This is a genomic window from Corynebacterium sp. ACRQK (assembly GCF_022345965.1).
In the GTDB taxonomy this organism is placed as follows: domain Bacteria; phylum Actinomycetota; class Actinomycetes; order Mycobacteriales; family Mycobacteriaceae; genus Corynebacterium.
The window spans coordinates 144,780-166,637 of sequence record NZ_JAKRMU010000004.1; the positions used below are offsets into that span (position 1 = coordinate 144,780).

At 61.6% G+C, this 21,858-nt stretch carries 18 protein-coding genes; 15 read left to right on the plus strand and 3 right to left on the minus strand.

What is annotated here, in order from left to right; all coding sequences use genetic code 11:
- Positions 1-149 precede the first annotated feature (149 nt).
- The 3 genes from MHX63_RS06095 (at position 150) to MHX63_RS06105 (ending at position 3,786) form a co-directional block, all read left to right on the plus strand.
- Positions 150-1,910, plus strand: coding sequence for a pyruvate dehydrogenase (locus MHX63_RS06095; protein ID WP_239387695.1), 1,761 nt, complete (start codon positions 150-152; stop codon positions 1,908-1,910).
- Positions 1,911-2,203: 293 nt separating this feature from the next.
- Positions 2,204-3,313 carry a cytochrome c oxidase subunit II gene (locus MHX63_RS06100; protein WP_239387696.1) on the plus strand — a complete coding sequence of 370 codons (1,110 nt, stop codon included), beginning with the start codon at positions 2,204-2,206 and terminating at the stop codon, positions 3,311-3,313.
- 41 nt (positions 3,314-3,354) lie between these two features.
- The gene (locus tag MHX63_RS06105; protein WP_239387697.1) at positions 3,355-3,786 is read left to right on the plus strand and encodes a cytochrome c oxidase subunit 4; all 432 of its coding nucleotides are present in this window, start codon (positions 3,355-3,357) and stop codon (positions 3,784-3,786) included.
- A 97-nt stretch (positions 3,787-3,883) separates the two neighbouring features.
- Here the strand turns inward: MHX63_RS06105 and trpD are convergent, their stop codons facing one another.
- Complete coding sequence (trpD, locus tag MHX63_RS06110; protein WP_239387698.1) at positions 3,884-4,987, minus strand: anthranilate phosphoribosyltransferase; 1,104 nt, start codon at positions 4,985-4,987, stop codon at positions 3,884-3,886.
- Between the two features lie 407 nt (positions 4,988-5,394).
- Between trpD and MHX63_RS06115 the strand changes: the two genes are divergently transcribed.
- The 4 genes from MHX63_RS06115 (at position 5,395) to MHX63_RS06130 (ending at position 9,824) form a co-directional block, all read left to right on the plus strand.
- Positions 5,395-6,006 (plus strand): heme-copper oxidase subunit III, encoded by a 612-nt coding sequence (locus MHX63_RS06115; RefSeq protein WP_034965190.1) that lies wholly within the window; start codon positions 5,395-5,397, stop codon positions 6,004-6,006.
- 85 nt (positions 6,007-6,091) lie between these two features.
- Positions 6,092-6,991: a c-type cytochrome gene (locus MHX63_RS06120; RefSeq protein ID WP_239387699.1), complete on the plus strand. Its 900-nt coding sequence runs from the start codon at positions 6,092-6,094 to the stop codon at positions 6,989-6,991.
- Positions 6,988-8,193: a ubiquinol-cytochrome c reductase iron-sulfur subunit gene (locus MHX63_RS06125; protein WP_239387700.1), complete on the plus strand. Its 1,206-nt coding sequence runs from the start codon at positions 6,988-6,990 to the stop codon at positions 8,191-8,193. The genes MHX63_RS06120 and MHX63_RS06125 overlap by 4 nt, the downstream gene beginning before the upstream one ends.
- On the plus strand, positions 8,190-9,824 hold the full coding sequence (locus MHX63_RS06130) for a cytochrome bc complex cytochrome b subunit (RefSeq protein ID WP_239387701.1): 1,635 nt from the start codon (positions 8,190-8,192) through the stop codon (positions 9,822-9,824). Before MHX63_RS06125 ends, MHX63_RS06130 begins: the two co-directional genes overlap by 4 nt.
- Before the next feature lie 133 nt (positions 9,825-9,957).
- Here the strand turns inward: MHX63_RS06130 and MHX63_RS06135 are convergent, their stop codons facing one another.
- A complete protein-coding gene (locus MHX63_RS06135; RefSeq protein WP_239387702.1) occupies positions 9,958-10,638 on the minus strand; it encodes a 3'-5' exonuclease in 681 nt (226 codons plus the stop codon).
- A gap of 471 nt (positions 10,639-11,109) precedes the next feature.
- On the opposite strand from MHX63_RS06135, the gene MHX63_RS06140 reads away from it, so the two are divergent.
- The 8 genes from MHX63_RS06140 to MHX63_RS06175 all read left to right on the plus strand — a co-directional run bounded on the left by MHX63_RS06140 (position 11,110) and on the right by MHX63_RS06175 (position 19,484).
- Complete coding sequence (locus MHX63_RS06140; RefSeq protein ID WP_239387703.1) at positions 11,110-11,727, plus strand: C40 family peptidase; 618 nt, start codon at positions 11,110-11,112, stop codon at positions 11,725-11,727.
- 223 nt (positions 11,728-11,950) lie between these two features.
- On the plus strand, positions 11,951-13,153 hold the full coding sequence (locus tag MHX63_RS06145) for an NlpC/P60 family protein (RefSeq protein WP_239387704.1): 1,203 nt from the start codon (positions 11,951-11,953) through the stop codon (positions 13,151-13,153).
- 41 nt (positions 13,154-13,194) lie between these two features.
- The gene (locus MHX63_RS06150) at positions 13,195-14,397 is read left to right on the plus strand and encodes a glycosyltransferase family 4 protein (RefSeq protein ID WP_239387705.1); all 1,203 of its coding nucleotides are present in this window, start codon (positions 13,195-13,197) and stop codon (positions 14,395-14,397) included.
- Between the two features lie 125 nt (positions 14,398-14,522).
- Positions 14,523-15,491, plus strand: a complete 969-nt coding sequence (locus MHX63_RS06155; protein WP_239387706.1) for an ROK family protein — start codon at positions 14,523-14,525, stop codon at positions 15,489-15,491.
- A gap of 32 nt (positions 15,492-15,523) precedes the next feature.
- A complete protein-coding gene (locus MHX63_RS06160; RefSeq protein ID WP_239387707.1) occupies positions 15,524-16,252 on the plus strand; it encodes a 1-acyl-sn-glycerol-3-phosphate acyltransferase in 729 nt (242 codons plus the stop codon).
- A 95-nt stretch (positions 16,253-16,347) separates the two neighbouring features.
- Positions 16,348-17,442, plus strand: a complete 1,095-nt coding sequence (locus MHX63_RS06165; RefSeq protein ID WP_239387708.1) for an acyltransferase family protein — start codon at positions 16,348-16,350, stop codon at positions 17,440-17,442.
- Positions 17,443-17,473: 31 nt separating this feature from the next.
- Positions 17,474-17,986 carry a polyadenylate-specific 3'-exoribonuclease AS gene (locus tag MHX63_RS06170; RefSeq protein ID WP_239387709.1) on the plus strand — a complete coding sequence of 171 codons (513 nt, stop codon included), beginning with the start codon at positions 17,474-17,476 and terminating at the stop codon, positions 17,984-17,986.
- Positions 17,987-18,095: 109 nt separating this feature from the next.
- A complete protein-coding gene (locus MHX63_RS06175; RefSeq protein ID WP_239387710.1) occupies positions 18,096-19,484 on the plus strand; it encodes a class II 3-deoxy-7-phosphoheptulonate synthase in 1,389 nt (462 codons plus the stop codon).
- Between the two features lie 87 nt (positions 19,485-19,571).
- On the opposite strand, the gene pknB is transcribed toward MHX63_RS06175, so the two are convergent.
- Entirely contained in the window at positions 19,572-21,830 is a 2,259-nt protein-coding gene (pknB, locus tag MHX63_RS06180; RefSeq protein WP_239387711.1) for a Stk1 family PASTA domain-containing Ser/Thr kinase, read from the minus strand.
- Positions 21,831-21,858 lie beyond the last annotated feature (28 nt).

Genomic DNA, 21,858 nt, shown 5'->3' on the forward strand with positions numbered 1-21,858 from the left:
GCCACGGCGGGGCGGAGAGCGTTTTAAAACTGAGTCATTGAGCACAGGGGTTATCTAGTGCCTGAGTGATGTGCATTACATGAATTCACTTCTGTGAGACTGTCTAGCGATCCATGCGCTGACGTTAAGCCCCGCGTAGCCTTGGAGGCATGGCTAAAAACTTCGCATCTCAGCTGGTAAAGACTCTAGAAAAGCAAGGCGTTAAGCGGATCTTCGGGCTGGTGGGCGATAGCCTGAACCCGATCGTTGACGAGGTTCGCCAGTCCTCCATTGAATGGATCCACGTGCGCAACGAGGAAGCCGCGGCTTTCGCCGCCGGCGCGGAATCCCTCGTCACCGGCGAACTAGCCGTGTGCGCCGCTTCCTGCGGCCCGGGCAATACCCACTTGATTCAGGGGCTTTATGATTCCCACCGCAACGGTGCGAAGGTGCTGGCCATTGCCTCCCACATCCCGAGCGTGCAGATCGGCAGCCAGTTCTTCCAGGAGACCCACCCGGAGCAGATATTCCAGGAGTGCTCCGGTTACTGCGAGATGGTGAACTCCGCAGCACAGGGGCCAAAGGTGCTGCACCACGCCATCCAGTCCACGCTGGCCGGCAACGGTGTTAGCGTGCTGGTCATCCCCGGCGACGTATCCTCCCAGGAAATCGAGGAGGAAGGCTTCATCGACTCGGTGTACGCCAAGGGGCGCCCCGTGCTGTACCCGGATGCCGAGGAAGCAGCCCGCCTGGCCAAGGCGATCAACGATGCCGAGACCGTCACTTTGTTCTGCGGTGAGGGCGTCAAAAACTCTCGAGAGCAAGTGCTCAAGCTGGCAGAGAAGATTAAATCTCCGGTCGGCCACGCCTTCGGCGGCAAGATGCACATCCAGTACGACAACCCATTCGACGTCGGCATGTCCGGCCTGCTGGGCTACGGTGCGGCGCGCGAGGCGATGTACGACGCTGACCTGCTTATCCTGCTGGGCACCGACTTCCCGTACACCGACTTCCTGCCCACCGGCAACGTGGCGCAGGTGGACATCGACGGCTCCCACATCGGCCGCCGCACCACCATCGACTACCCAGTGGTCGGCGACGTCGGTGCGGTGATCGACACGATCCTGCCACACATCGAGGTAAAGACCGACCGCAGCTTCCTGGATAAGCAGCTGCGCAACCACGCGCGGGCGCTGAACCACGTGGTGGACGCCTACACCAAGAAGGCAGGCAAGTCGAAGCCTATCCACCCTGAGTACGTTGCCGATACGATCGACCGCTTGGCGGCCGAGGATGCCATCTTCACCATCGATACCGGCATGTGCAACGTCTGGGGTGCCCGCTACATCACGCCGAACGGCAAGCGTGAAGAAATCGGCTCCTTCCGCCACGGCACCATGGCCAATGCGCTGCCGCAGGCACTGGGGGCGCAGGCCGCAGACCGCGACCGTCAGGTGATCTCCTTCTCCGGCGACGGCGGCCTGGGGATGCTCATGGGCGAGCTGCTGACCGCCAAGCTGCACGACCTGCCAGTCAACATTGTGGTCTTTAATAACTCCTCGCTGGGCATGGTGAAGCTGGAGATGATGGTCGCCGGCCTGCCCGAGCACGAAACTGACCACGAGCACGTGAACTTCGCCAAGATCGCAGACGCCATCGGCATCAAGGCGATCCGCATCGAGGATCCGGCGGACGTGGAGAGTGGCATTAAGGAAGCGCTGGCCTACGACGGCCCGGTGCTGGTGGACGTTGTTACCGACCCGAACGCACTGAGCCTACCGCCGAACATCACTTGGGAAATGATGATGGGCTTCTCCCGCTCTGCAACGCGCACCGTATTTGAGGGCGGAGTGGGGCGCATGGTCGACCTGGCCCGCGCAAACCTGCGCAACATCGGCGGAGCCGGAGTGATCGAGATGAATAAGTTCTAGGGCGCTTTAGGGTGCTAGGGGACTAGGGGAGAGCACCCCAAAAAACCTCCACAACGGCGGGAGCCATGCACTGCGCAGGCTCCCGCCTAACCCGTGTGGGGGCAATGTGGGTAGCCGCCAACCCCCGAAAAGGGAAAATCCCGTTCCGCGATGGTGGCAATGTCCTGTTAATGGTCTAAGGTTCTTTAAGTGAAGTGGTTGTAGGTCTATCTATCGCGCGCGAACTGCAGGCGCGGGGTAGACCTCAAGGCCTACAACGCAAAGTGACGTGTGAATGAGGAAGGCAAACTCGCGTGGAACAGCGAAATAAGCACGGTTTGACTCGCCGTATTGGCCTCGCCGGTGTACTGGGTCTAGCTGGCCTGGTTCTTTCCGGCTGTACTGTCGCCCCGCCGGAGAACGGTTTCTTTAACTTCTTGCGCATGGGCTGGCCGAAGGGCATCACCCCGGAGTCCAAGGAAATGGGCAACCTGTGGGTGTGGGTCTGGGTCGTCGCCTGGATCATCGGCATCATCATGTGGGTGCTGCTGTTTGTGAACGTGGGTAGGTCTAGCGCTAAGAAGGCCGAGAAGCGCGGCGAGGACGAGTTCCCGCGCCAGACCGGCTACAACGTTCCGCTGGAGCTGGTTCTGACCACCCTGCCGGTTCTGATCGTCTGTGGCCTGTTCTTCTTCAACATTCAGGCGCAGGACCGCGCAACGGCCCTGGATAAGGACCCGAAGGTGGTCGTTGACGTGACCGGCTACCAGTGGAACTGGAAGTTCGGCTACAGGGAGATCGCCTCCGAGCTGAACGGCGGCCAGGAGTACAAGGGCGTAGACGAGAAGGCTCAGGCTCGTGCAGAGGACTCCAAGAAGCCTGCAGAGAACCTGGACGAGCACGGCAACCAGATCCCGGGCCCGATCCACGGCAACTCCAAGGATGACCTCAGCTACCTGAACTACAACAAGATCGAGACCGTGGGCACCACCCAGGAGATCCCGGTTCTGGTCGTTCCGTCCGGCACCCCGATCGAGTTCGATCTGGCTTCCGCTGACGTTGTTCACTCCTTCTGGATCCCGGAGTTCCTGTTCAAGCGCGACGTGTTCCCGCACCCGAGCGAGAACCGCTCCGAGCGTCGCTTCCAGGTTGAGTCCATCGACGAGGAAGGCGCATTCGTGGGCCGCTGTGCTGAAATGTGCGGTACCTACCACGCAATGATGAACTTCGAGCTGCGCGTTGTCTCCCCGGAGAAGTTCGAGCAGTACATCCAGTTCCGCAAGGACAACCCGGAGGCTCCGAACTCTGAGGCTCTGAAGGCCATCGGTGAGGAAGGCTACGCAACCTCCACCCACCCGTTCGAGTCCGACCGCACCGGCACTCGTACTCCGAACGAGAACTACAAGGACCGCAACGCCGCTTAAGAAGCGGAGCGCAAGGTTAATTAAGGAAGAGAGATAAGCAAATGAACTCTGGTGCAAAGCTTTTCTACAGCGTCGGTACCTTCTTCATTGTGGTTACGGTGTTCTACTTCATCGTCACCTCCTCCGTGGATGATGCCGGCAACATCATGGGCGTTGAGTGGGCTGGTGGCACCGGCCTGGTCATGGCCACCCTGCTATCCTTCATGCTCGGTGGTTACCTTCACCTGACCGCCTCCAAGACCGACATCGGCCCGGACGACTGGGAAGAGGCAGAGATCGAAGACGGCGCTGGCGTGCTGGGCTTCTTCTCCGCAAGCTCCATCTGGCCGTTCTGGATGACCGTCTCCATCGTCGTGATGGGTGCTGGTCTGGCCTGGTGGCACCTCTGGCTGGTTGCCTTCGGCGCGGTCATGCTGATCTGGGCAGCCACGATGCTGAACCTGCAGTACGGCCTGCCGCCGGAAAAGCACTAAACTTCACACTTCACTAAAAACTCCCCCTCCGCCAGTCTTTAGGACTAACTCGGAGGGGGAGTTCTTTTATTTGGTGACGCCCTCAGGCGCCACCGGATCAAAACTCCTTGCCGATGATCTTTTCCATCTGCTTGAGGGCGGCACCGGATTCCAGAGCCTCGCGGGCAACCTGCACCTGCTCGCGAAGGGCTTCCTGGAACCCCTTCTCCTCCCAGCCCTGCACGGCCGTCAAGGCGCCGGCAGCGTTGATCAAGACAGCATCCTTGATAGCGCCCGAGATTTCGCCCTTCATCAGGCGCACGGCTACGTCCGCGTTGTACTCAGCGTCGCCACCCGCCAGACTGCCATCCTCGTAGAAGTCGAGGCCGACGTTGCGAGGGTTAATAACTTCCTCGCCGGTGCGGCCGTTGGCGTCAACAGTAACGACCTCGGTAGGGGTGCACACAGAGATCTCGTCCATACCGTCCATGCCCCGCACCACGAGAACGCGGCTTCCCTGGCGGGCGAATGCGCCACCCATGATGGGCATGAACTCCTTGAAGGCACAGCCGATCAGGCCGAACTTGGGGTAGGCGGGGTTTGTCATGGGGCCCAGCAGGTTAAAGATGGTGGGGGCGCCCAGCTGGCTACGGACGGGGCCGGCGAAACGCATCGCCGGGTGGTAGGTCTTGGCAAACATGAAGGCGAAGCCCGTGTCGTGCGCATCCTGGCGGATCCCTTCGGGGGAGCGCTCGATGTCCAGACCCAGGGCCTCCAGCATGTCCGCTCCACCGCACTTGGAACTAGCGGCGCGGTTGCCGTGCTTAACCACCGGCACGCCCGCGGCGCTGACTACGAAAGAAGCCATGGTGGAGATATTGACTGTGTGGTGGCCGTCGCCGCCCGTACCCACGATGTCCACGCAGTTCGGGACGTCGGAGAAGTCGACCGACGTGGCGAAGCTAGTCATCGTCTCGGCCGCGGCGGCCAGCTCGGCGGCGGTGATGCCACGCACGCGGATGCCGAAGGCAAAAGCGGCGATCTGCGCGTCGGTAGCGTTGCCCTCCATAATCTCGTTCATCGCCCAGCGAACCTGAGCCTCGCTAAGCTCCTGGCCCTTGCCTAGCCGCCCAAGCAGGCCCGGCCACGTGAAGTAGCTGGGTGGTAGCTGTTCTGGGCTAAGGCCGCTGGTTTCTACGGAACGTGGGGTAGTGGGGGACATAGCTGCTTCGACGCACCTTCCTGTCAGGAACCTGTGCCACGCATCGGCACACTGAGTAAATACATACTGCACTACCCAGTCTATTAGGTGCGTGGGGGCGCGGACGCCTTTGGGGAGGCGCGCCCCTAGAGATCGAATCCGTAGAAAAGGCCGTTGGGGGAGCACCGGGGGATGACGGGGCGGTTAGCCCCATAGTGGGGTGGTCGGTGTGTCAGCCCTTGACGAAAGTGGCATTTGACCTGTCGTTATGTAACTCGTCGGATGTGGGGGCAGAAAAGTTCCCACTAGCCCCTAACGGGGTTGGCTTTCAGGTTTATCCAAGGTTTCACCTGCGATTTTACAGATTGCTTCCAGAAAACCGCTGAGGTGAATCGACTATCGGGCTCGAAACGGCCATACTGTTATGCGTGACGAGCGCAGTTGAAAACCCAGGTATGGCAGCACCACAACGTGTTGCGACACTGAACCGACCCAACATGGTCAGTGTCGGCACGATTGTGTTCCTGTCTCAGGAATTGATGTTTTTCGCTGGCCTGTTCGCGATGTACTTCGTGTCCAAGGCCAACTCTGGCGGCAATTGGCCGTCCGAGCCCACCGAGCTGAACGTGCCGTTTGCGGCAACGATTACGGTCATCCTGATCAGTTCTTCGTTCACTGCTCAGTGGGGCGTCTTCGCGGCGGAGAGGGGTGACGTCTTCGCGCTACGCAAGTGGTACGCACTGTCCGCACTGCTGGGAACTATCTTCCTCATCGGCCAGGGCTACGAGTACGTTCACTTGGTGCAGCACGGAACCACCATCCCTGGATCCGTCTACGGATCGGTCTTCTTCATCACGACAGGCTTCCACGGTGCGCACGTGCTCGCCGGTGTTATCGCCTTCCTCGTGGTGCTGCTAAGGACCGCGAAGTCGAAGTTCACCCCGGCACAGGCCACCGCCGCTGTCGTTGTGTCCTACTACTGGCACTTCGTCGACGTCGTGTGGATCGGCCTGTGGATCACCATTTACTTCATTCAGTAGGCCGGCCAGGTCGGTTCTTCTCTTTAAGAAGAGAGTCGGCCTACAGCCCATCGCAATTCCATTGACTAACAAATAAGGGAACAAGATGGATATCAACTCCACCAACGCAACCACGGAGCAAGCCTCCAGTGGTTCGAAGGGCAGTGCCGCTAAGGCACGCCGCCGCCGGAAGGTCCGCAAGGCCTTCGCCGGCGCGTTGGCTTTGCTGTTCGCGCTCACGGGCGCGGGCTTCCTCGCCAACGCATTGACCCCCGATGCACAGAACGCCGTTGCCGAGCAGAACGCGGAAGATCTGGCACAGCAGGGTAAGGAAATCTACGAGGTTGCTTGTATTACCTGCCACGGTGCAAACCTGCAGGGCGTGAAGGATCGCGGTCCTTCCCTGATCGGCGTCGGCGAAGGCTCTGTGTACTTCCAGGTACACTCCGGCCGCATGCCGATGCTGCGCAACGAGGCACAGGCAGGACGCAAGCCTCCGCGTTACTCCGAGCAGCAGGCACTGGCGCTGGCCGCATACGTTAACGCTAACGGTGGTGGCCCGGGCATCGTCCGCGACGCCAACGGTGAGATCGCTATGGAGTCCCTGCGTGGCGCTAACAACAAGGACGGCAAGATCGACCCGGCTGACGTTGCTCGCGGTTCCGATCTGTTCCGCCTGAACTGTGCATCTTGCCACAACTTCACGGGTAAGGGTGGCGCACTGTCCAGTGGTAAGTACGCTCCGCCGCTGGCTCCGGCCAACGAGCAGGAGATCTACCAGGCCATGCTGACCGGCCCGCAGAACATGCCTAAGTTCTCCGATCGCCAGCTGACTGCTGACGAGAAGAAGGACATCATTGCTTACATCAAGTCGGCTGAGGAATCGCCGAACCCGGGTGGCTTTGGTTTGGGCGGTATCGGCCCGGTGACTGAGGGCATGGTCATGTGGTTTATCGGCATCGTGGTTCTCGTTGCCTTCGCTATGTGGATTGGATCGCGGTCATGAGTGAGAACAACAAGAAGTACAGCAACGAAGAGCTGTCGAAGATGAATAACGACGAGCTCGCCCGCCTGGGTACCGAGCTCGACGGCGTGACGGTTGCATACCGCAAGGAACGCTTCCCGATCGCCAACGATCCCGCTGAGAAGCGTGCGAGCAGCAAGGTCACCATTCTGCTGGCCCTGTCGATCCTGTTCGGTATCGCTTTTATCGGTGTCTACCTGTTCTGGCCTTGGGAGCACAAGGGTCTGGAAGAGGACGGCCTGTGGCTGTACTCGATCTACACCCCGCTGTTGGGCATCACGTCCGGTCTGAGCATCACCCTGCTCGGCGCGGCCATCGTTGCCTACACCAAGAACTTTGTTCCGGAAGAGATTTCGGTTCAGACCCGTCACGACGGCCCGTCTGAGGAAGTTGACCGCCGCACCCTGGTCGCTCTGCTGAACGACTCTTGGAAGACCTCCACTCTGGGTCGCCGCCCGGTTATCGCCGGTCTGGCCGGTACCGGTGCGGTTCTAGCTGGCCTGGTTATCGCTCTGCCGCTGGGCGGCATCGTCAAGAACCCCTGGAAGGCCAAGGCAATGGGCATTCAGGGCGACGGTACGCTCTGGACTACCGGCTGGACGCTGGTGGAGCAGGGCGAGAAGGTCTACCTGGGCCGCGACACCGGCGCTATCGCCGAGGAGCACGACGGTCACTTCAGCACCAAGGGCGTGTCTCGCCTGATTCGCATGCGCCCGGAGGATCTGGACGCAGCTTCCATGGAGACCGTCTTCCCGCTGACCGAGGACATGGTCAACGATGGCGACAAGTTCGACAAGGACCGCGATGTCTACGAGGAGCACATGCACTCCATCCACGGCTCGCGCAACGCCGTCATGTTGATCCGCCTGCGCCCGGAGGATGGCGATAAGGCCATCCTGCGCGAAGGACAGGAGGACTTCCACTACGGCGACTACTTCGCTTACTCGAAGATTTGTACCCACATCGGTTGCCCTACGTCCCTGTATGAGCAGCAAACTAACCGCATCCTCTGCCCGTGCCACCAATCTCAGTTCGATGCACTGCAGTACGGTAAGCCGATCTTCGGACCGGCAGCCCGCGCACTACCTGAGCTGTCGATCTCGGTGGACGAAGAGGGATACATGTACGCCGACCGTAACTTCATCGAGCCTGTCGGCCCGGCATTCTGGGAGCGTCGTTCATGACCACTAAACAACAGAGCCGCGCTGCTAAAGCGGCCAACAACATCGACGAGCGGTACACTGCCTCCGGCCTGATCCGCCCGCAAATTAACAAGGTATTCCCGACTCACTGGTCCTTCATGCTCGGTGAGATCGCGCTGTACTCCTTCATCATCCTGATCCTGTCCGGTGTCTACCTGACGCTGTTCTTCGATCCGTCCATGTCGAAGGTGATCTACGACGGCGCTTACGCACCGCTCAACGGTGTGGAGATGTCCGCCGCCTACCACACTGCCTTGGACATCTCGTTCGAGGTTCGCGGTGGTCTGTTTATCCGCCAGGTGCACCACTGGGCTGCACTGCTGTTCGCAGTGTCCATCATGGTTCACATGATGCGCATCTTCTTCACCGGTGCATTCCGCAAGCCCCGTGAGGCTAACTGGGTCATCGGCTGTGTCCTGCTGCTGCTGTCCGTGGCAGAGGGCTTCATGGGTTACTCCCTGCCGGACGACCTGCTCTCCGGTGTTGGTCTGCGTATTATGTCCGCCATCATCGTTGGCCTGCCGATCATCGGTACCTGGCTGCACTGGATCATGTTCGCTGGCGACTTCCCGGGCGAGATCATCATTCCTCGCCTGTACATCGCCCACGTGCTGCTGATCCCGGGCATCCTGCTGGCTCTGATCGCCGCTCACCTGGCACTGGTTTGGTACCAGAAGCACACCCAGTTCCCTGGGCCGGGTCGTACCGAGAACAACGTTGTCGGCGTCCGTATTCTCCCGGTGTTCGGTCTGAAGGCTGCTTCCTTCGGCCTGATCACCTTCGGTGTCGTCGCCCTGATGGCTGGTCTTTTCCAGATCAACGCAATCTGGAACCTCGGCCCGTACAACCCGTCTCAGGTCTCCGCTGGTTCCCAGCCGGATATCTACATGCTGTGGACTGACGGTGCCGCACGTGTCATGCCTGCATGGGAGCTCTACCTCGGTAACTACACCATCCCGGCTGTGTTCTGGGTAGCTTTGCTGCTGGGTCTCTTGGTTGTGCTGCTGTTCGCTTACCCGTGGATCGAGCAGAAGATGACGGGCGATAGCGCCCACCACAACCTGCTGCAGCGTCCGCGCGACGTACCGGTTCGTACCGCACTGGGCGTCATGGCACTGGTCTTCTACGTGCTGCTGACCATCTCCGGTGGTAACGACCTGGTTGCACTGCACTTCACGATCTCGCTGAACCTGATGACCTGGGTTGGCCGTATCGGCCTGGTGCTGCTGCCGCCGATCGCGTACTTCATCACCTACCACCTGTGCATCTCCCTGCAGCGCAACGATCGAGAGGTTCTGGAACACGGTATCGAAACCGGCACCATCCGCCAGCTGCCTTCCGGTGGCTTCATCGAGGTCCACCAGCCGCTGGGTCCGGTCGACGAGCACGGCCACCCGATCCCGCTGGAGTACCAGGGTGCATACGTTCCGAAGACCATGAACGAGCTCGGCGCAGCTGGGCAGCCTGGTCGCGGTAGCTTCTTCAGCCCGGATTCCCCGGAGATCGTGGAGAAGGCCGAGCGTATCGAGGAGGCTAACCACGCGGAGCAGAAGGAGATGTTCGAGCGACTGAACGAGGAGAACCGTCGTCGTCACGAGGAGCTCGACCAGTAGTCTCCACTCGAGCTGACTCAACTGCTCTCACATAAGGCTCGAGAAGATCCCGTCCACCACCCGGTGGGCGGGATTTTTGCTGTTCCAACTTAAGAGTTAAGCGTTAATCGGTCTCTTGCAGCGCAGAGAGGGCCTATTGCGCCGATAGCGCCCGGAGGACGTCGTAGGTGGCTAGTGCGTCGCTCATTGCGCGGTGTAGCGGGCGATGGGGGACCTTGAGGTATGACGCCACGTTTCCCAGCCGGTAGCGCCCCACCGACTTTCTAGCAATGAGTGTGCGGGAAGCCTCCGCAGTGCACACCAGGCGCGGGGTATAAGGCTGAGTGGTGAGCTCTGCTGGGTTTGCCAGGCTAGTTTCGGCCCCATCGCCCAGCTGAGCGCGGAGGATTTCGTGTTGGAGGAAGGAGAAGTCAAAGGAGACGTTGTGCCCTACAAGACGTGGAGTGTCCACAAGGCGCGGTATCCCCGCTGTACTTGGGCTCGACGTATCCCGGAGGAAGCTAAGCAGCTCAGGCATTACGTCGGCGAAGCTGGGCTTGTCCGCCAACAGGCCGTCGGAAATGCCTGTGAGGTCTGTAATTGCCTGAGGAACGCTGCGCCGCGGGTTGAGAAGAGTAGTGAACTGATCCTGTAGCTTGCCTTTGCAGATTCGCAAGGCGGCGACTTCAATGATGCGCTCATTCTGCGGCTGCAGCCCCGTGGTTTCGATGTCGATGACAATGCAGTTCTCTAGGGTTTGCTGCAGATCTAAGCGCAGCTTTCTACTGTTTAGACCTGATGCTTCATCTGGAGAATAAGGCTCGATAGGGAACACGGGGAGTAAGTCTAGCGGGCGGGTATGACAGCGGTGAGCTGAAGTAGCGTGCTGCGGGGCCGTAGGGGGCGTCAAGAACAGAACAAAAACACGCCAAAAACACTGCATGTGACAAGGGTCACAAATGCGGCTTCCTTAGAATTCCTTAAAGGGGGTTCGCTGTCAGTTGTCTGGGGCGGTTTTTCTAAAGGTGCAGGTCAAAGGGTTATAAAGCTTTGGTAACTTTCACCCTCTTCTTGAGGGTTTAGAAAATCTCAGTTCCATAACAACGGCACGTCGGGGGGCTGAATTGCTGGAATTTTGGCGAAGAGCTGGACATGTCTTGTGTTCATTTCGTAATCTTTTCGAGACCTTGAAGGTGAGCGACAAAGAGTTCACCGCACCGCGGTAGCGCACAGAGGCTACCGGGCGAGGGGAGAAGGAAGAGTTCCGAACCCTAGACAACGGATTGAAAGGTAATTGAGGACCAATATGGGCAAGCACAGCCTGAAGAAGAACAACGCACCCCGCAACGCAGCAATGATTGCCGCTGTCGGTGTGGGAGCCGCTGTACTCAACCCCGCTGCAGCCCAGGCTGCTCCGGTTACCCACACCCCGTCCGGCGTCACCGTTGATGTTCCGGATCACCTGCTGCCGACTATCAAGCCTTACTTCAAGCAGGCAAACCTGACCGCCGGTGGCCAGAAGAATGCTGCGACTAAGCCCGCTATCAAGCCGGCCGCTAAGAAGAAGCCAGCCGCTTCCTCTGTGGGCCAGCGTATCGCTAACATTGCGAAGTCCAAGGTTGGCGCTCCGTACTCCTGGGGCGCTTCCGGCCCGAACGCTTTCGACTGCTCCGGCCTGACCTCCTGGGCTCACCGCCAGGTTGGCAAGAACATCCCGCGTACCTCCTCCGCACAGGCTTCCGCAGGCACGAAGGTTTCCCTGAATGCTCTACAGCCGGGCGATGTCATCTCCTACTACGGCGGCCCTTCCCACGTTGCTATCTACATCGGCAACGGCAAGATCGTCCACGCACTGAACTCCTCCAACCCGGTGCGTATCGACAACCTGCACATGATGCCGGTTTACAACGCGGTGCGTTTCTAAATTTTTTAGTGACGCCCACCCGGCGTTTCGCCAGCTCGACAGATGCAATGGGGGCTGGTGTTACAGCTGGTGAGCATGTGATTAAGTGGGGCTGGAACCCGGTTGGGGCCAGTCCCACTTTTGCCCTTTCTTGTGGCAGAATATCTATCGTTATCAAACGTTGATAAACGTTGTCTGGCCGTTTGGCGGCCCAGAATTAGTGAGAATTAAAGAAAGTCCAGTTGTGAACGTGTTGTCTTCTTCTTCCCGTGATCGCCTCGTCGGCACCCGCACCGTCGCAAAGACCGCAACCGCGGTTCTGCTAACCCTCGCCGTTGGAGCGTCCCTCCCGCAGGCGGCGGCGGACCCGCAACAGGATCAGCAGCAGGGCAACCCGCAGCAACGTAACGAGCAGAAGGACGACAAGAAGGCCGAGCAGAAGCGCGCCGAGGAGATCCGCCGTCTGCTGGACGCGCCGATCCCGAAGGACGTGGACGGACTGCTAGCTCACGTGGATAAGATCTCCGGCTACGCCTCTGAAACCTCCGACGAGGTCGAGCAGCTTAAGATCGATATCGACCAGGCACAGGGGAACCTGGACAAGGCCAACAAGTCCGCTGATGACGCGCAGAAGAAGGCCGACAAGCTCAACACCGACGTAAAGGCATCCCGCGAGAACGTCACTGGCGTGTCCCAGGCCATGTACCGCGGCGCAACCGTGGACCCGGTCTCCGCCTTCGCTGGCTCGCAGGGGCCGCAAGCAGCAGTTGAGCGCTCCTCCTACCTGGCATCCATCGGCGACCAGCGCGCCGATACCGTGACCGCACTGAGCCGACAGCTCAAGGACGCCGCCAGCGAAAAGAGCAATGCCAGCCGCTCAAAGGCCACTGCCAACTTCCAGCTGCGCACCCTGAACGATCGCAAAAAGGATCTGGACGAGCGCAACGAGCAGTTGGATGCGCTGAAGGACAAGGTCATGAAGGCCGTCGACGGACTGAGCCCGGAGGATCGTCGCCGCTGGGTCGACCGCAATGGCCCGATCGACGTGGATGTTGAGCAGTTCCTCGGGGACCTGAAGAAGAAGGTCGGCTCCGACGGCCCGGTCAACGCCACCGGCGTGGTTGCGGCCGCCATGTCCAAGCTGGGCTCCCCGTACTCCTGGGGTGCCACCGGCCCCAGCGCCTTTGACTGCTCGGGCCTCATGTTCTGGGCATACCAGCAGGAGGGCAAGTCCATTCCGCGTACCTCCTCCGCCCAGATCGCCGGCGGCCAGTCCGTTTCCGTCAACGACCTGCAGCCGGGCGACATCGTCGGCTACTACCCGGGAGTGACCCACGTTGGCATGTACATCGGCGACGGTAAGATCGTCCACGCCTCCGACTACGGCATCCCCGTCCAGGTCGTTCCGGTGGACTCCATGCCGATCCAGGGCGCGGCTCGCTACTAAGGCACCTGCCTGTAACGGCGCGTGCGGTAGCATCCTTGCGTATGTCAAAGGAAGATCAGCCCAAGGAACACCGGCAGAGCCACCCGCGTGTCCTTGTTGTAACGAACGACTTCCCGCCGACCCTCGGCGGGATTCAGACGTACGTGCGCGACTACCTCTCCACGCTGAACCCGGAGAGCGTCGTTGTCTTCGCCTCCACGCAGAACACGGAGGATGCCCGCGCCTTCGATGCGCAGCAGTCCTACCGGGTGGTTCGCTGGCCGCGCAGCGTAATGCTGCCCACCCCGGCCACCGCGCGGAAAATGCAGCAGCTGATCCGCGAGCACAACATTCACACCGTCTGGTTCGGCGCCGCCGCGCCTCTGGCACTGATGGCAAAGGCTGCGCGTGCGGCGGGGGCACGCCGCGTGGTCGCCTCCACGCACGGCCATGAAGTCGGCTGGTCCATGTTCCCCGGCTCCCGCCAGGTGCTACGGCGCATCGGCGACACCGTGGACTGCCTCACCTATGTTTCCCATTACGCCCGCAACCGCATGGCCGCCGCGTTCGGCCCCGCCGTTGCCTGGGAGCCCATGCCCGGCGGGGTAAACACCGACCTGTTCCGCCCGGACCCTGCTATGCGGCAAGCCCTGCGCGCCCGCTACGGCCTGGAGGACAAGAAGGCTATCGTCGCCGTTTCCCGCCTGGTTCCGCGCAAGGGTCAAGACACGCTGGTCAGAGCTCTGCCCGCCATCCTGCGCGAGCACCCGGATGCGCACCTGCTGATCGTCGGACCCGGCACGTACCGCGGGAAATTGGAGAAGCTGGCGCGTCGGTTGGGCGTCCTAAAGAACACAACATTTACCGGCGCCGTCGATGTAGAGGAGCTACCGGGGCATTTCGTGGCCGGCGACGTATTTGCGCTGCCGGTGCGCACGCAGCTGGGCGGACTGTCGGTGGAGGGCCTCGGCATCGTGTTTCTGGAGGCACAGGCCGCCGGCGTGGCTACTGTCGCCGGCAACGGTGGCGGTGCTCCCGAGACGGTGATTAACGGGGAGACCGGGCTGGTCGTGGACTCCCGGAACCCGAACGACGTTGTGGAGCGTATCTGTTCTTTGCTTGGTGACGCCCCCACGCGCCAGCGGCTATCGACCGCAGCGAGGGAGTATGTGACGGGGAAGTGGACCTGGGATGTCCTCGGCCACCAGTGCCGCACAGTGATGGCGGGAACGGGCGGGATTCCGCCGCGCCACAGCTTCGCCTGACACCCCGGCTGGCCGGAGACTGCAGCCGCAAAATTTTTATGCGCTGCCTGGCTGGCTAGAATAAGGGGGTTGATCGGTACAGAAGAGCGCAGACAAGTACAGAAGAAGAGAAGGTGGAACGCCTAGTGACTGGGACCCTAACCGTGGGCGTGGACATCGGTGGCACGAACCTGCGCGCTGCCGTAGTGGACGCGGACGGGCAGATCCTGGACATCGAGAAGCTGCCCACGCCCTCTAACGTGTACGCACTGGAGACCGCGTTGGTGCATGCAATAGGCTGCTTGCAACGCCGCAATGAGGGTATCGCTGCGGTGGGTCTGGCTGTGGCGGGGTTCATTAATTCCCAACGCGATACGGTGCGCTTCGCCCCGCACCTGCCGTGGCGGAATGCGAAAGTTACCGAGCGGCTGAGCGCGAAGCTGGGGCTGCCGGTGGAGCTGGAGCACGACGCCAACTCGGCGGCGCTGGGGGAGTACTACCTGGGTGCCGCACAGAACGCACGGACGTGGGTTCTGTTCGCCCTGGGTACCGGCATCGGTGGTGCCGTGATGGTGGATGGGGAAATCTACCGCGGAGCATTCGGCACCGCCCCGGAGTTTGGCCACCTGACCGTCATGCCCGGCGGGCGGGCGTGCCCGTGCGGCAAGCAGGGATGCCTGGAGCGCTACTGCTCCGGCTCGGCGCTGGCGCTGACGGCTCAGGACTTGATCGCGACTGGCCGCTACCCGGATTCCGCCATCACCCGCGAGTATGCTCAGCATCCAGAGGAGATCTCGGGCCGTGCCATCGTGCGCTTGGCCCGGGAAGGCGACCCGCTGGCCCGCGCCGCCATCGAGGACATGGGCCTGTGGCTGGGGCGCGGCCTGTCCCTGGTGCAGGACGTGTTGGACCCGGAGCTGATCGTCATCGGCGGGGGAGTCAGCTCCGACGCGGACCTATTCCTGGACCAGGCGGAATCGATGATGAATTACAGCATCGTCGGCGCAGGCCACCGCCCGGTCGCAGAGGTGAAAACCGCGCAGCTAGGTGGTGATGCCGGTATGATCGGCGTGGCGCTGCTGGCGCGCAAGCAGCTTGAGCGTGGCGCTGAATAAGGAAGCCACCAAGGGACGGTAAGTTTTAGAACATGCAGAATAAGGCGTATTGGTTTTTTAAGTACATCCTCATCGGCCCGTGGCTGCGTGTGTACAACCGCCCCTTCACCAAGGGGTTGGAGAAATTGCCGAAGGAGGGGGCGGGCATCCTGGCCTCCAACCACTTGGCGGTAATGGACTCGTTTTACCTACCACTGGTGTCCAAGCGCCAGCTGACCTTTCTGGCTAAGAAGGAGTACTTCACCACCCCAGGCCTGGTCGGTGGCATCCAGAAGTTCTTCTTCAGCTCTGCCGGCCAGGTGCCGATCGACCGCGAGGATAGGGAATCCCAAAACGCCGCAATGAGAACCGCCCTAAAGGTACTGGAGCGCGGGGATCTGCTGGGCATATACCCGGAGGGCACGCGCTCCCCGGATGGGCGCCTGTACCGCGGCAAGACCGGTCTGGCGCGCATCGCCCTGGAATCCGGTGAGAAGGTCTACCCGGTGGCCATGATCAACACGAACAAGGCCAACCCGATCGGCACCTGGATCCCGCGCCCCGTCCGCTGCGGCGTGTACGTCGGAGACCCGATCGACCCGGATGATTTCCGCGATGCAGGCGATGACTACGCGCAGGCCAGAGCCCTAACCGACGCGATTATGGAAGCCCTGCACGAGCTATCCGGCCAGGAGTACGTAAAGGACTTCTACGCCGCCGATGTAAAGAAGTCCCTCGAGGCCGGCAAGGCCTACCCGCCGGGCTCCGAACCGCGCAGCTAGCTATTCGCCATCTATTCGATAGGGCTTTCACCAGGCGTTTGCGCCCCGTAGCGGTTTGACTTCACAGGTGTGAACCTGATTCTGTTATAAGAATTATGGCAACTAAAGCGAGAGTCGAATGGGCTGATGCAGCCAAGGGTTTGTCCATCATTGGCGTGTGCATCATGCACGTCGTCACTGGTGTTCCCGGTGGCAGGGAAACGGCTCTCGGCCAATTCTCCAGCTTCCTCGACCCGCTGCGGATGCCACTGTTCTTCCTGGTCTCCGGACTTTTCGCGCACCGCATCCTGGAACGTTCCTTCGCTGACCTGTGGTACCGCCGACTATGGTTCCTGCTGGTGCCCTATTTGGTCTTCAACCCGTTCCACGCGCTGACGCGCATGAGCATCGATAACAACTTCTCCTGGATCGGCCTGGTCAAAGCCATGGTGCTGGGCAACGTGGGGCTCTGGTTCCTCTACGCACTGATGCTCTACAACATCTTCGCCTGGACGCTGCGTAAGCAGCCGCCATGGCTGGCAATCCTGGCTTCCTGTATTCCGCTGGTTATCGGAGCTTTCCTGGGAGGCGGCGAAAACCTTTTCTTCCGCCAGGTGCTGACGTACGCCCCGATGTTCTTCATCGGCCTGCACTGCCGCGATTTCTTCTTCCGTCTCGCCCGCGAGGCATTCCGCCCCTGGGTGGTTATCGGCAGCGCAGCGTTGTTCTTCGGCTCCGAGTTCTTGACGCGCACGCTGTCCAAGACAATCTTTAGTGACTGGACGCCCACAGTTGCGGCCCAGACCCTGGGCACGGGCTTCGTCAGTTCCCTGGCTGCTCTGCCGTTTGCCATTGTGGTTTCCGTCTGGATATGCGCCATCCCAGTTGTAAACCGCCTGTTCCTGTTCGTCGGCCGCAATACCCTGCAGGTCTACGTCTTCCACCCCTTGGGCCTGTTTCTGCTCGGCGGGATGGCCGTATCGCTTGCCGAGGCACACCCGGATACCCTCTCCTTCCTGGGCACCTTGGCCGGTCAGCTGTGGTGGGGCATCGGCGCCTGCGTGGTGGCCTCTGCAGTCGGCTATGCGATCAGCAAGACTCCCTACCTGGGCTGGGTGCTGTTCCCACCGGCACTGCGGCGTCCCCAAGAACAGCAGCAACAATCCCACAACACCGCACGCACTGGCGGTGACTGTGCCCCGTCCGCTTAGTCCGGGGTAAAGGGATCTAAACTGGACAACCGTGCGCTACTTCTACGACACAGAATTCATCGAAGACGGCTCCACGATCGACCTTATCTCCATCGGCGTGGTGGCAGAGGACGGCCGCGAGTTCTACGCGGTCTCCACCGAATTCAACGAACACCGGGCGGGGCAGTGGGTGAAGAAGAACGTGCTGCCGCTGCTGCCTCCGCGCTCCGACAAGGCGTGGATGGATCGCGCGACGCTGCGCACCAAATTGCATGAATTCCTAGTTCCCGAACGCGCCACCCGGAGCCGCACTAAGCCCAGCGACCGACCCGAACTGTGGGCTTGGGTGGGCGCCTACGACCACGTCGCACTGGCGCAACTGTGGGGCGACATGACGAGTCTGCCCTCTGACCTGCCGCGCTTTACCCACGAGCTCAAGCAGCTGTGGGAGATGGCTGGCCGCCCCCGGCTCCCCGAGAGCCCGAGCAATGCGCACGATGCGCTGGCGGACGCCCGCTTCAACGTGGTGAAGTACCGCTTGTCTATGGAAGCCCTGCAGTCCTAAACGCGCAGTCGGGGGTCCAGAGTAGAGCTAAGCCCGCAGCCGTGGCGCCCGCGCAGCTGAAAGAGACCTAAATGGCAATAGAACAGGCCACATACAGTATGATCTGCCTATGGCTTGGACTATTGATGCACCGTTAGATGAACTGCCCGATCTGCCGCCGCTGCCCGCGGACATGGCGGAAAAGTTAGAAGACGCGCTGTCCCGCGACGCAAAGCAGCAGCCCAGCTGGGACGCGGACCACGCGGGCCGCGTGCGCAAGATCCTGGAATCTGTGCCGCCGATCGTCGTGGCCCCAGAAGTTAAGAAGCTGAAGAAGCAACTAGCCGACGTGGCCATGGGCAAGGCCTTCCTGCTGCAGGGCGGCGACTGCGCCGAAACTTTCGAGACGAACACCGAACCGCACCTGCGCGGCAACGTTAAGACTCTGCTGCAGATGGCGGTCGTGCTGACCTACGGTGCTTCCACCCCTGTGGTGAAGATGGGCCGCATCGCCGGTCAGTACGCAAAGCCGCGCTCCGCGGACCGCGACTCTAACGGCCTGCTCAACTACCGTGGCGACCTGGTCAACGGCGTGGAAGCCACCGAGGAAGCCCGTGCCCACGACCCATCCCGCATGGTGCGCGCTTACGCAAACTCCTCCGCGGCGATGAACCTGGTTCGCGCGCTGACTAACTCCGGCACTGCCGACCTGTACAAGCTGCACGAGTGGAACCGCGAGTTCGTGACGAACTCCCCGGCTGGTGCCCGCTACGAAGCCCTGGCCACGGAGATCGACCGCGGCCTGGAGTTCATGTCCGCATGTGGTGTGACCTCTGAGAGCCTGCGGTCCGCGGACATCTTCGCCTCCCACGAGGCGCTGGTGCTGGATTACGAGCGCGCAATGCTGCGCCTGGCCCACGACGAAGAGGGCAACGACGCGCTGTACAACCTTTCTGCACACCAGGTGTGGATCGGCGAGCGCACCCGCGGCCTGGACGACGCGCACATCCGCTTCGCCTCCCTGATCGCCAACCCGGTGGGCGTGAAGATCGGCCCGACAACCACCCCGGAGGAGGCCGTCGGTTACGTCCGCCAGCTGGATCCGAACAACACCCCGGGTCGCCTGACCTTGATCACCCGCATGGGCTACGACAAAATCCGCACGGCTCTGCCGCCCATCGTCGGGGCAGTGGAGGCCACCGGCCACAAGGTCATCTGGCAGTGCGACCCGATGCACGGCAACACCTACACCTCCAACAACGGTTACAAGACCCGGGACTTCGACCGCATCATCGACGAGGTTCAGGGCTTCTTCGAGGTGCACCGCAAGATCGGCTCGCACCCGGGCGGCATCCACGTGGAGCTGACCGGCGAGGATGTTACCGAGGTTGTCGGTGGCGGCCAGTCCATCACAGACCTGGACCTGCCGGAGCGCTACGCCACCACCGTTGACCCGCGCCTGAACACCCAACAGTCGCTGGAGCTGGCGTTCCTGGTTGCGGAGATGCTGCGCAACTAAAGTTCTAAGCGCGCCTGGGGGGCTAGGCTCGCGCGCGCCCTAAGCCAGCGCCCAGCTGGCGCCGCAAGCGCCGGCCCACGCGAGCCTCTAGACCGTGGTCAGCGTGACCACGGCACCGCGGTGGCTCCGAGAGCTGGGGCCGGGGGATTGCCCCAGAACCAAGCCATTGGGATCCCCCTTGATCTCCACCTCGAAGCCCGCACCCTCCAATTTCTTTCGAGCCTTTTCCGCAGTGAGCCCCAAAACCCAAGGCACGCGCTGGGATGTGGACTCGCGGATCTCCACGTCCGTGTTCCTCGACGGGTCCACCAGTTCACCCGCGCCAGGCGACTGTTCCGCCACGTCGCCGGCATCCTCGGAAGAGTCCTCCACAGGGGCGCCATCGACCGGGTTGAGGCCGGCCTTCCGCAGAGCCTTACGGGCGTCATCAACAGAAAGACCCTGCACGTCCGGCACCTCGATCGCGTTCGAGAGCACCAGAGTCACCTCCGTGCCGGACTCGACCTCCACGCCCTCCTTCGGGTCAGTGCGGATGGCCTGACCGGCGGGGATGTCCTTGTTGAACTCCTCGGTTTCCTCGGCGACCTGCAGCCCAGCCTTCTCCAGGGTCTTCTTCGCCCGCTCGCGGTCCTGCCCCTTCACGCCCGGCACGGTGACGGGGCGCTTGCCCTTACTCATCCGCACCTCGACGGTGGAGCCGGTGTTTACTTCGGTTCCGGCGGCGGGTTGAACCTCCGCGACATGGCCTTTTGCGATCTCGTCGGAGTAGACATCATCGCCCTTCTTCACCTTGAGCGTGCGGTCGGTGAGTTTACTTGTGTAGTACTGCAGGCTCGAGTTGGTGCCCGGGTCCGGCACCGTCGGCTTGCCCAGTGAGAGCAGCACTGCCACTTCGGAACCCCGCACGGCCTTTTGCCCCTTGACGGGATCAGTACCCATCACGGTGTTCTTCTCTGCCTGATTGTCGTAGCGCTCGTCCAAGGTGGAACTGAAACCAGCTTCCTCGACAGTAGCCTGCGCGGTGGCTTTATCCATGCCGATGACAGTAGGGATTTCGCCGTAGCGGCCCGTGGTGAACCACCATCCGCCCAAGGCCATGCCAATCACCAGTGCGATGAGGAGGACGATCCAGAAAACCGTCGCCACAGGGGACTTGTTGCTGAGCTTCGGTGCTTGCCGTGCGGGAGTCGGCTGGTGCGGTGCAGATCGGTGCGGCGCGGGATGGTGTGGACCAGGATGCGCTGGCCCCTGCGGCGACGGGCTGTGGGGTGCCGGGCTGTGTGGAGACGGGCTGTGGGGTGCGTACGGCGGCTGGTGTTGCGTAACGGCGGTGTGGTGCGTTTCCGGTCGGGTGCGATCATCCTTAGGCAGGACGACTGCGCGCGTGGACATGGATTCGTCGTCCCACGGGGTGCGCTCGCCGAAGTCGGTTCCGGCCAGTGCGCTACGCACGGCGGATTCGGTGGGAGCAGGCACCTGGAAATCGGGAACGTCGAGGTCCTCGGCGGCCTGCTCCACGGCTTCCAGAAACTCGGCGCCGTCTACGAAGCGCTGCGTGGGGTCGCGATGGCAGGCGCGCAAAACCAGCTCGTCGATCTTCGGCGGGATGTCCGGCATCAGCGTGCTGGGAGCGGGTACAGGGCGGTTGATGCGCGCCATGGCCGTCTCGATGGGAGCGCCGCCCTTAAACGGCGTGCGTCCGGTGAGCAGCTCGAATAGCAGAATGCCGGCGGAGTACACGTCGCTGGCTTGGGTCAGGTTCTCGCCGCGCACCTGCTCTGGGGAGAGGTAACCGACGGTGCCGATGACCTGCCCGTTGACGGAGGTGGTGGCGTTCGTGGGGTCGCCCATCGCCTTGTTGATGGCGCGCACCAGTCCGAAGTCGGCGAGCTTGACCTGATTACGGTCGCTGATCAGTACGTTGTCTGGCTTGATGTCGCGGTGGATCATGCCTTTGGCATGGGCGATCGACAGTGCGGTGAGTACAGGTCGCATCACTGCGATCGCGGCGTGGGGTGGCATGGGCCCGCGCTCTTTCAGCAGTTCGCGGAGCGATCCGCCTTCGACTAGTTCCATTACGAGGAAGACGTACTCGTCGTCTACACCCTGGTCGAATACGTTCACCAGCGACGGGTCGCTGAGCTTCGCCACCGCGCGGGCCTCGCGCTCGAAACGGGTGCGGAAGGCAGGCTCGCGGGCGAGCGTCGGATCCATCACCTTGACCGCTACTTCGCGGTCCAGGCGCGTATCGATAGCTGCATAGACTGTGGACATGCCACCGCGGGCGATCTGGGCGCCGATGCGGTAGCGCCACTCCAGTAGGTCTCCGGGGTGTAGCTCGCTCACGTCTAGTTTCAGCCTCGTTTTCTAATGG

Coding starts and splice junctions, on each gene's coding strand:
- MHX63_RS06095 (WP_239387695.1), top strand. CDS start 150: ATGGCTAAAAACTTCGCATCTCAGCTGGTAAAGACTCTAGAAAAGCAA.
- MHX63_RS06105 (WP_239387697.1), top strand. CDS start 3,355: ATGAACTCTGGTGCAAAGCTTTTCTACAGCGTCGGTACCTTCTTCATT.
- trpD (WP_239387698.1), bottom strand. CDS start 4,987: ATGTCCCCCACTACCCCACGTTCCGTAGAAACCAGCGGCCTTAGCCCA.
- MHX63_RS06120 (WP_239387699.1), top strand. CDS start 6,092: ATGGATATCAACTCCACCAACGCAACCACGGAGCAAGCCTCCAGTGGT.
- MHX63_RS06125 (WP_239387700.1), top strand. CDS start 6,988: ATGAGTGAGAACAACAAGAAGTACAGCAACGAAGAGCTGTCGAAGATG.
- MHX63_RS06130 (WP_239387701.1), top strand. CDS start 8,190: ATGACCACTAAACAACAGAGCCGCGCTGCTAAAGCGGCCAACAACATC.
- MHX63_RS06140 (WP_239387703.1), top strand. CDS start 11,110: ATGGGCAAGCACAGCCTGAAGAAGAACAACGCACCCCGCAACGCAGCA.
- MHX63_RS06150 (WP_239387705.1), top strand. CDS start 13,195: ATGTCAAAGGAAGATCAGCCCAAGGAACACCGGCAGAGCCACCCGCGT.
- MHX63_RS06160 (WP_239387707.1), top strand. CDS start 15,524: ATGCAGAATAAGGCGTATTGGTTTTTTAAGTACATCCTCATCGGCCCG.
- MHX63_RS06165 (WP_239387708.1), top strand. CDS start 16,348: ATGGCAACTAAAGCGAGAGTCGAATGGGCTGATGCAGCCAAGGGTTTG.
- MHX63_RS06175 (WP_239387710.1), top strand. CDS start 18,096: ATGGCTTGGACTATTGATGCACCGTTAGATGAACTGCCCGATCTGCCG.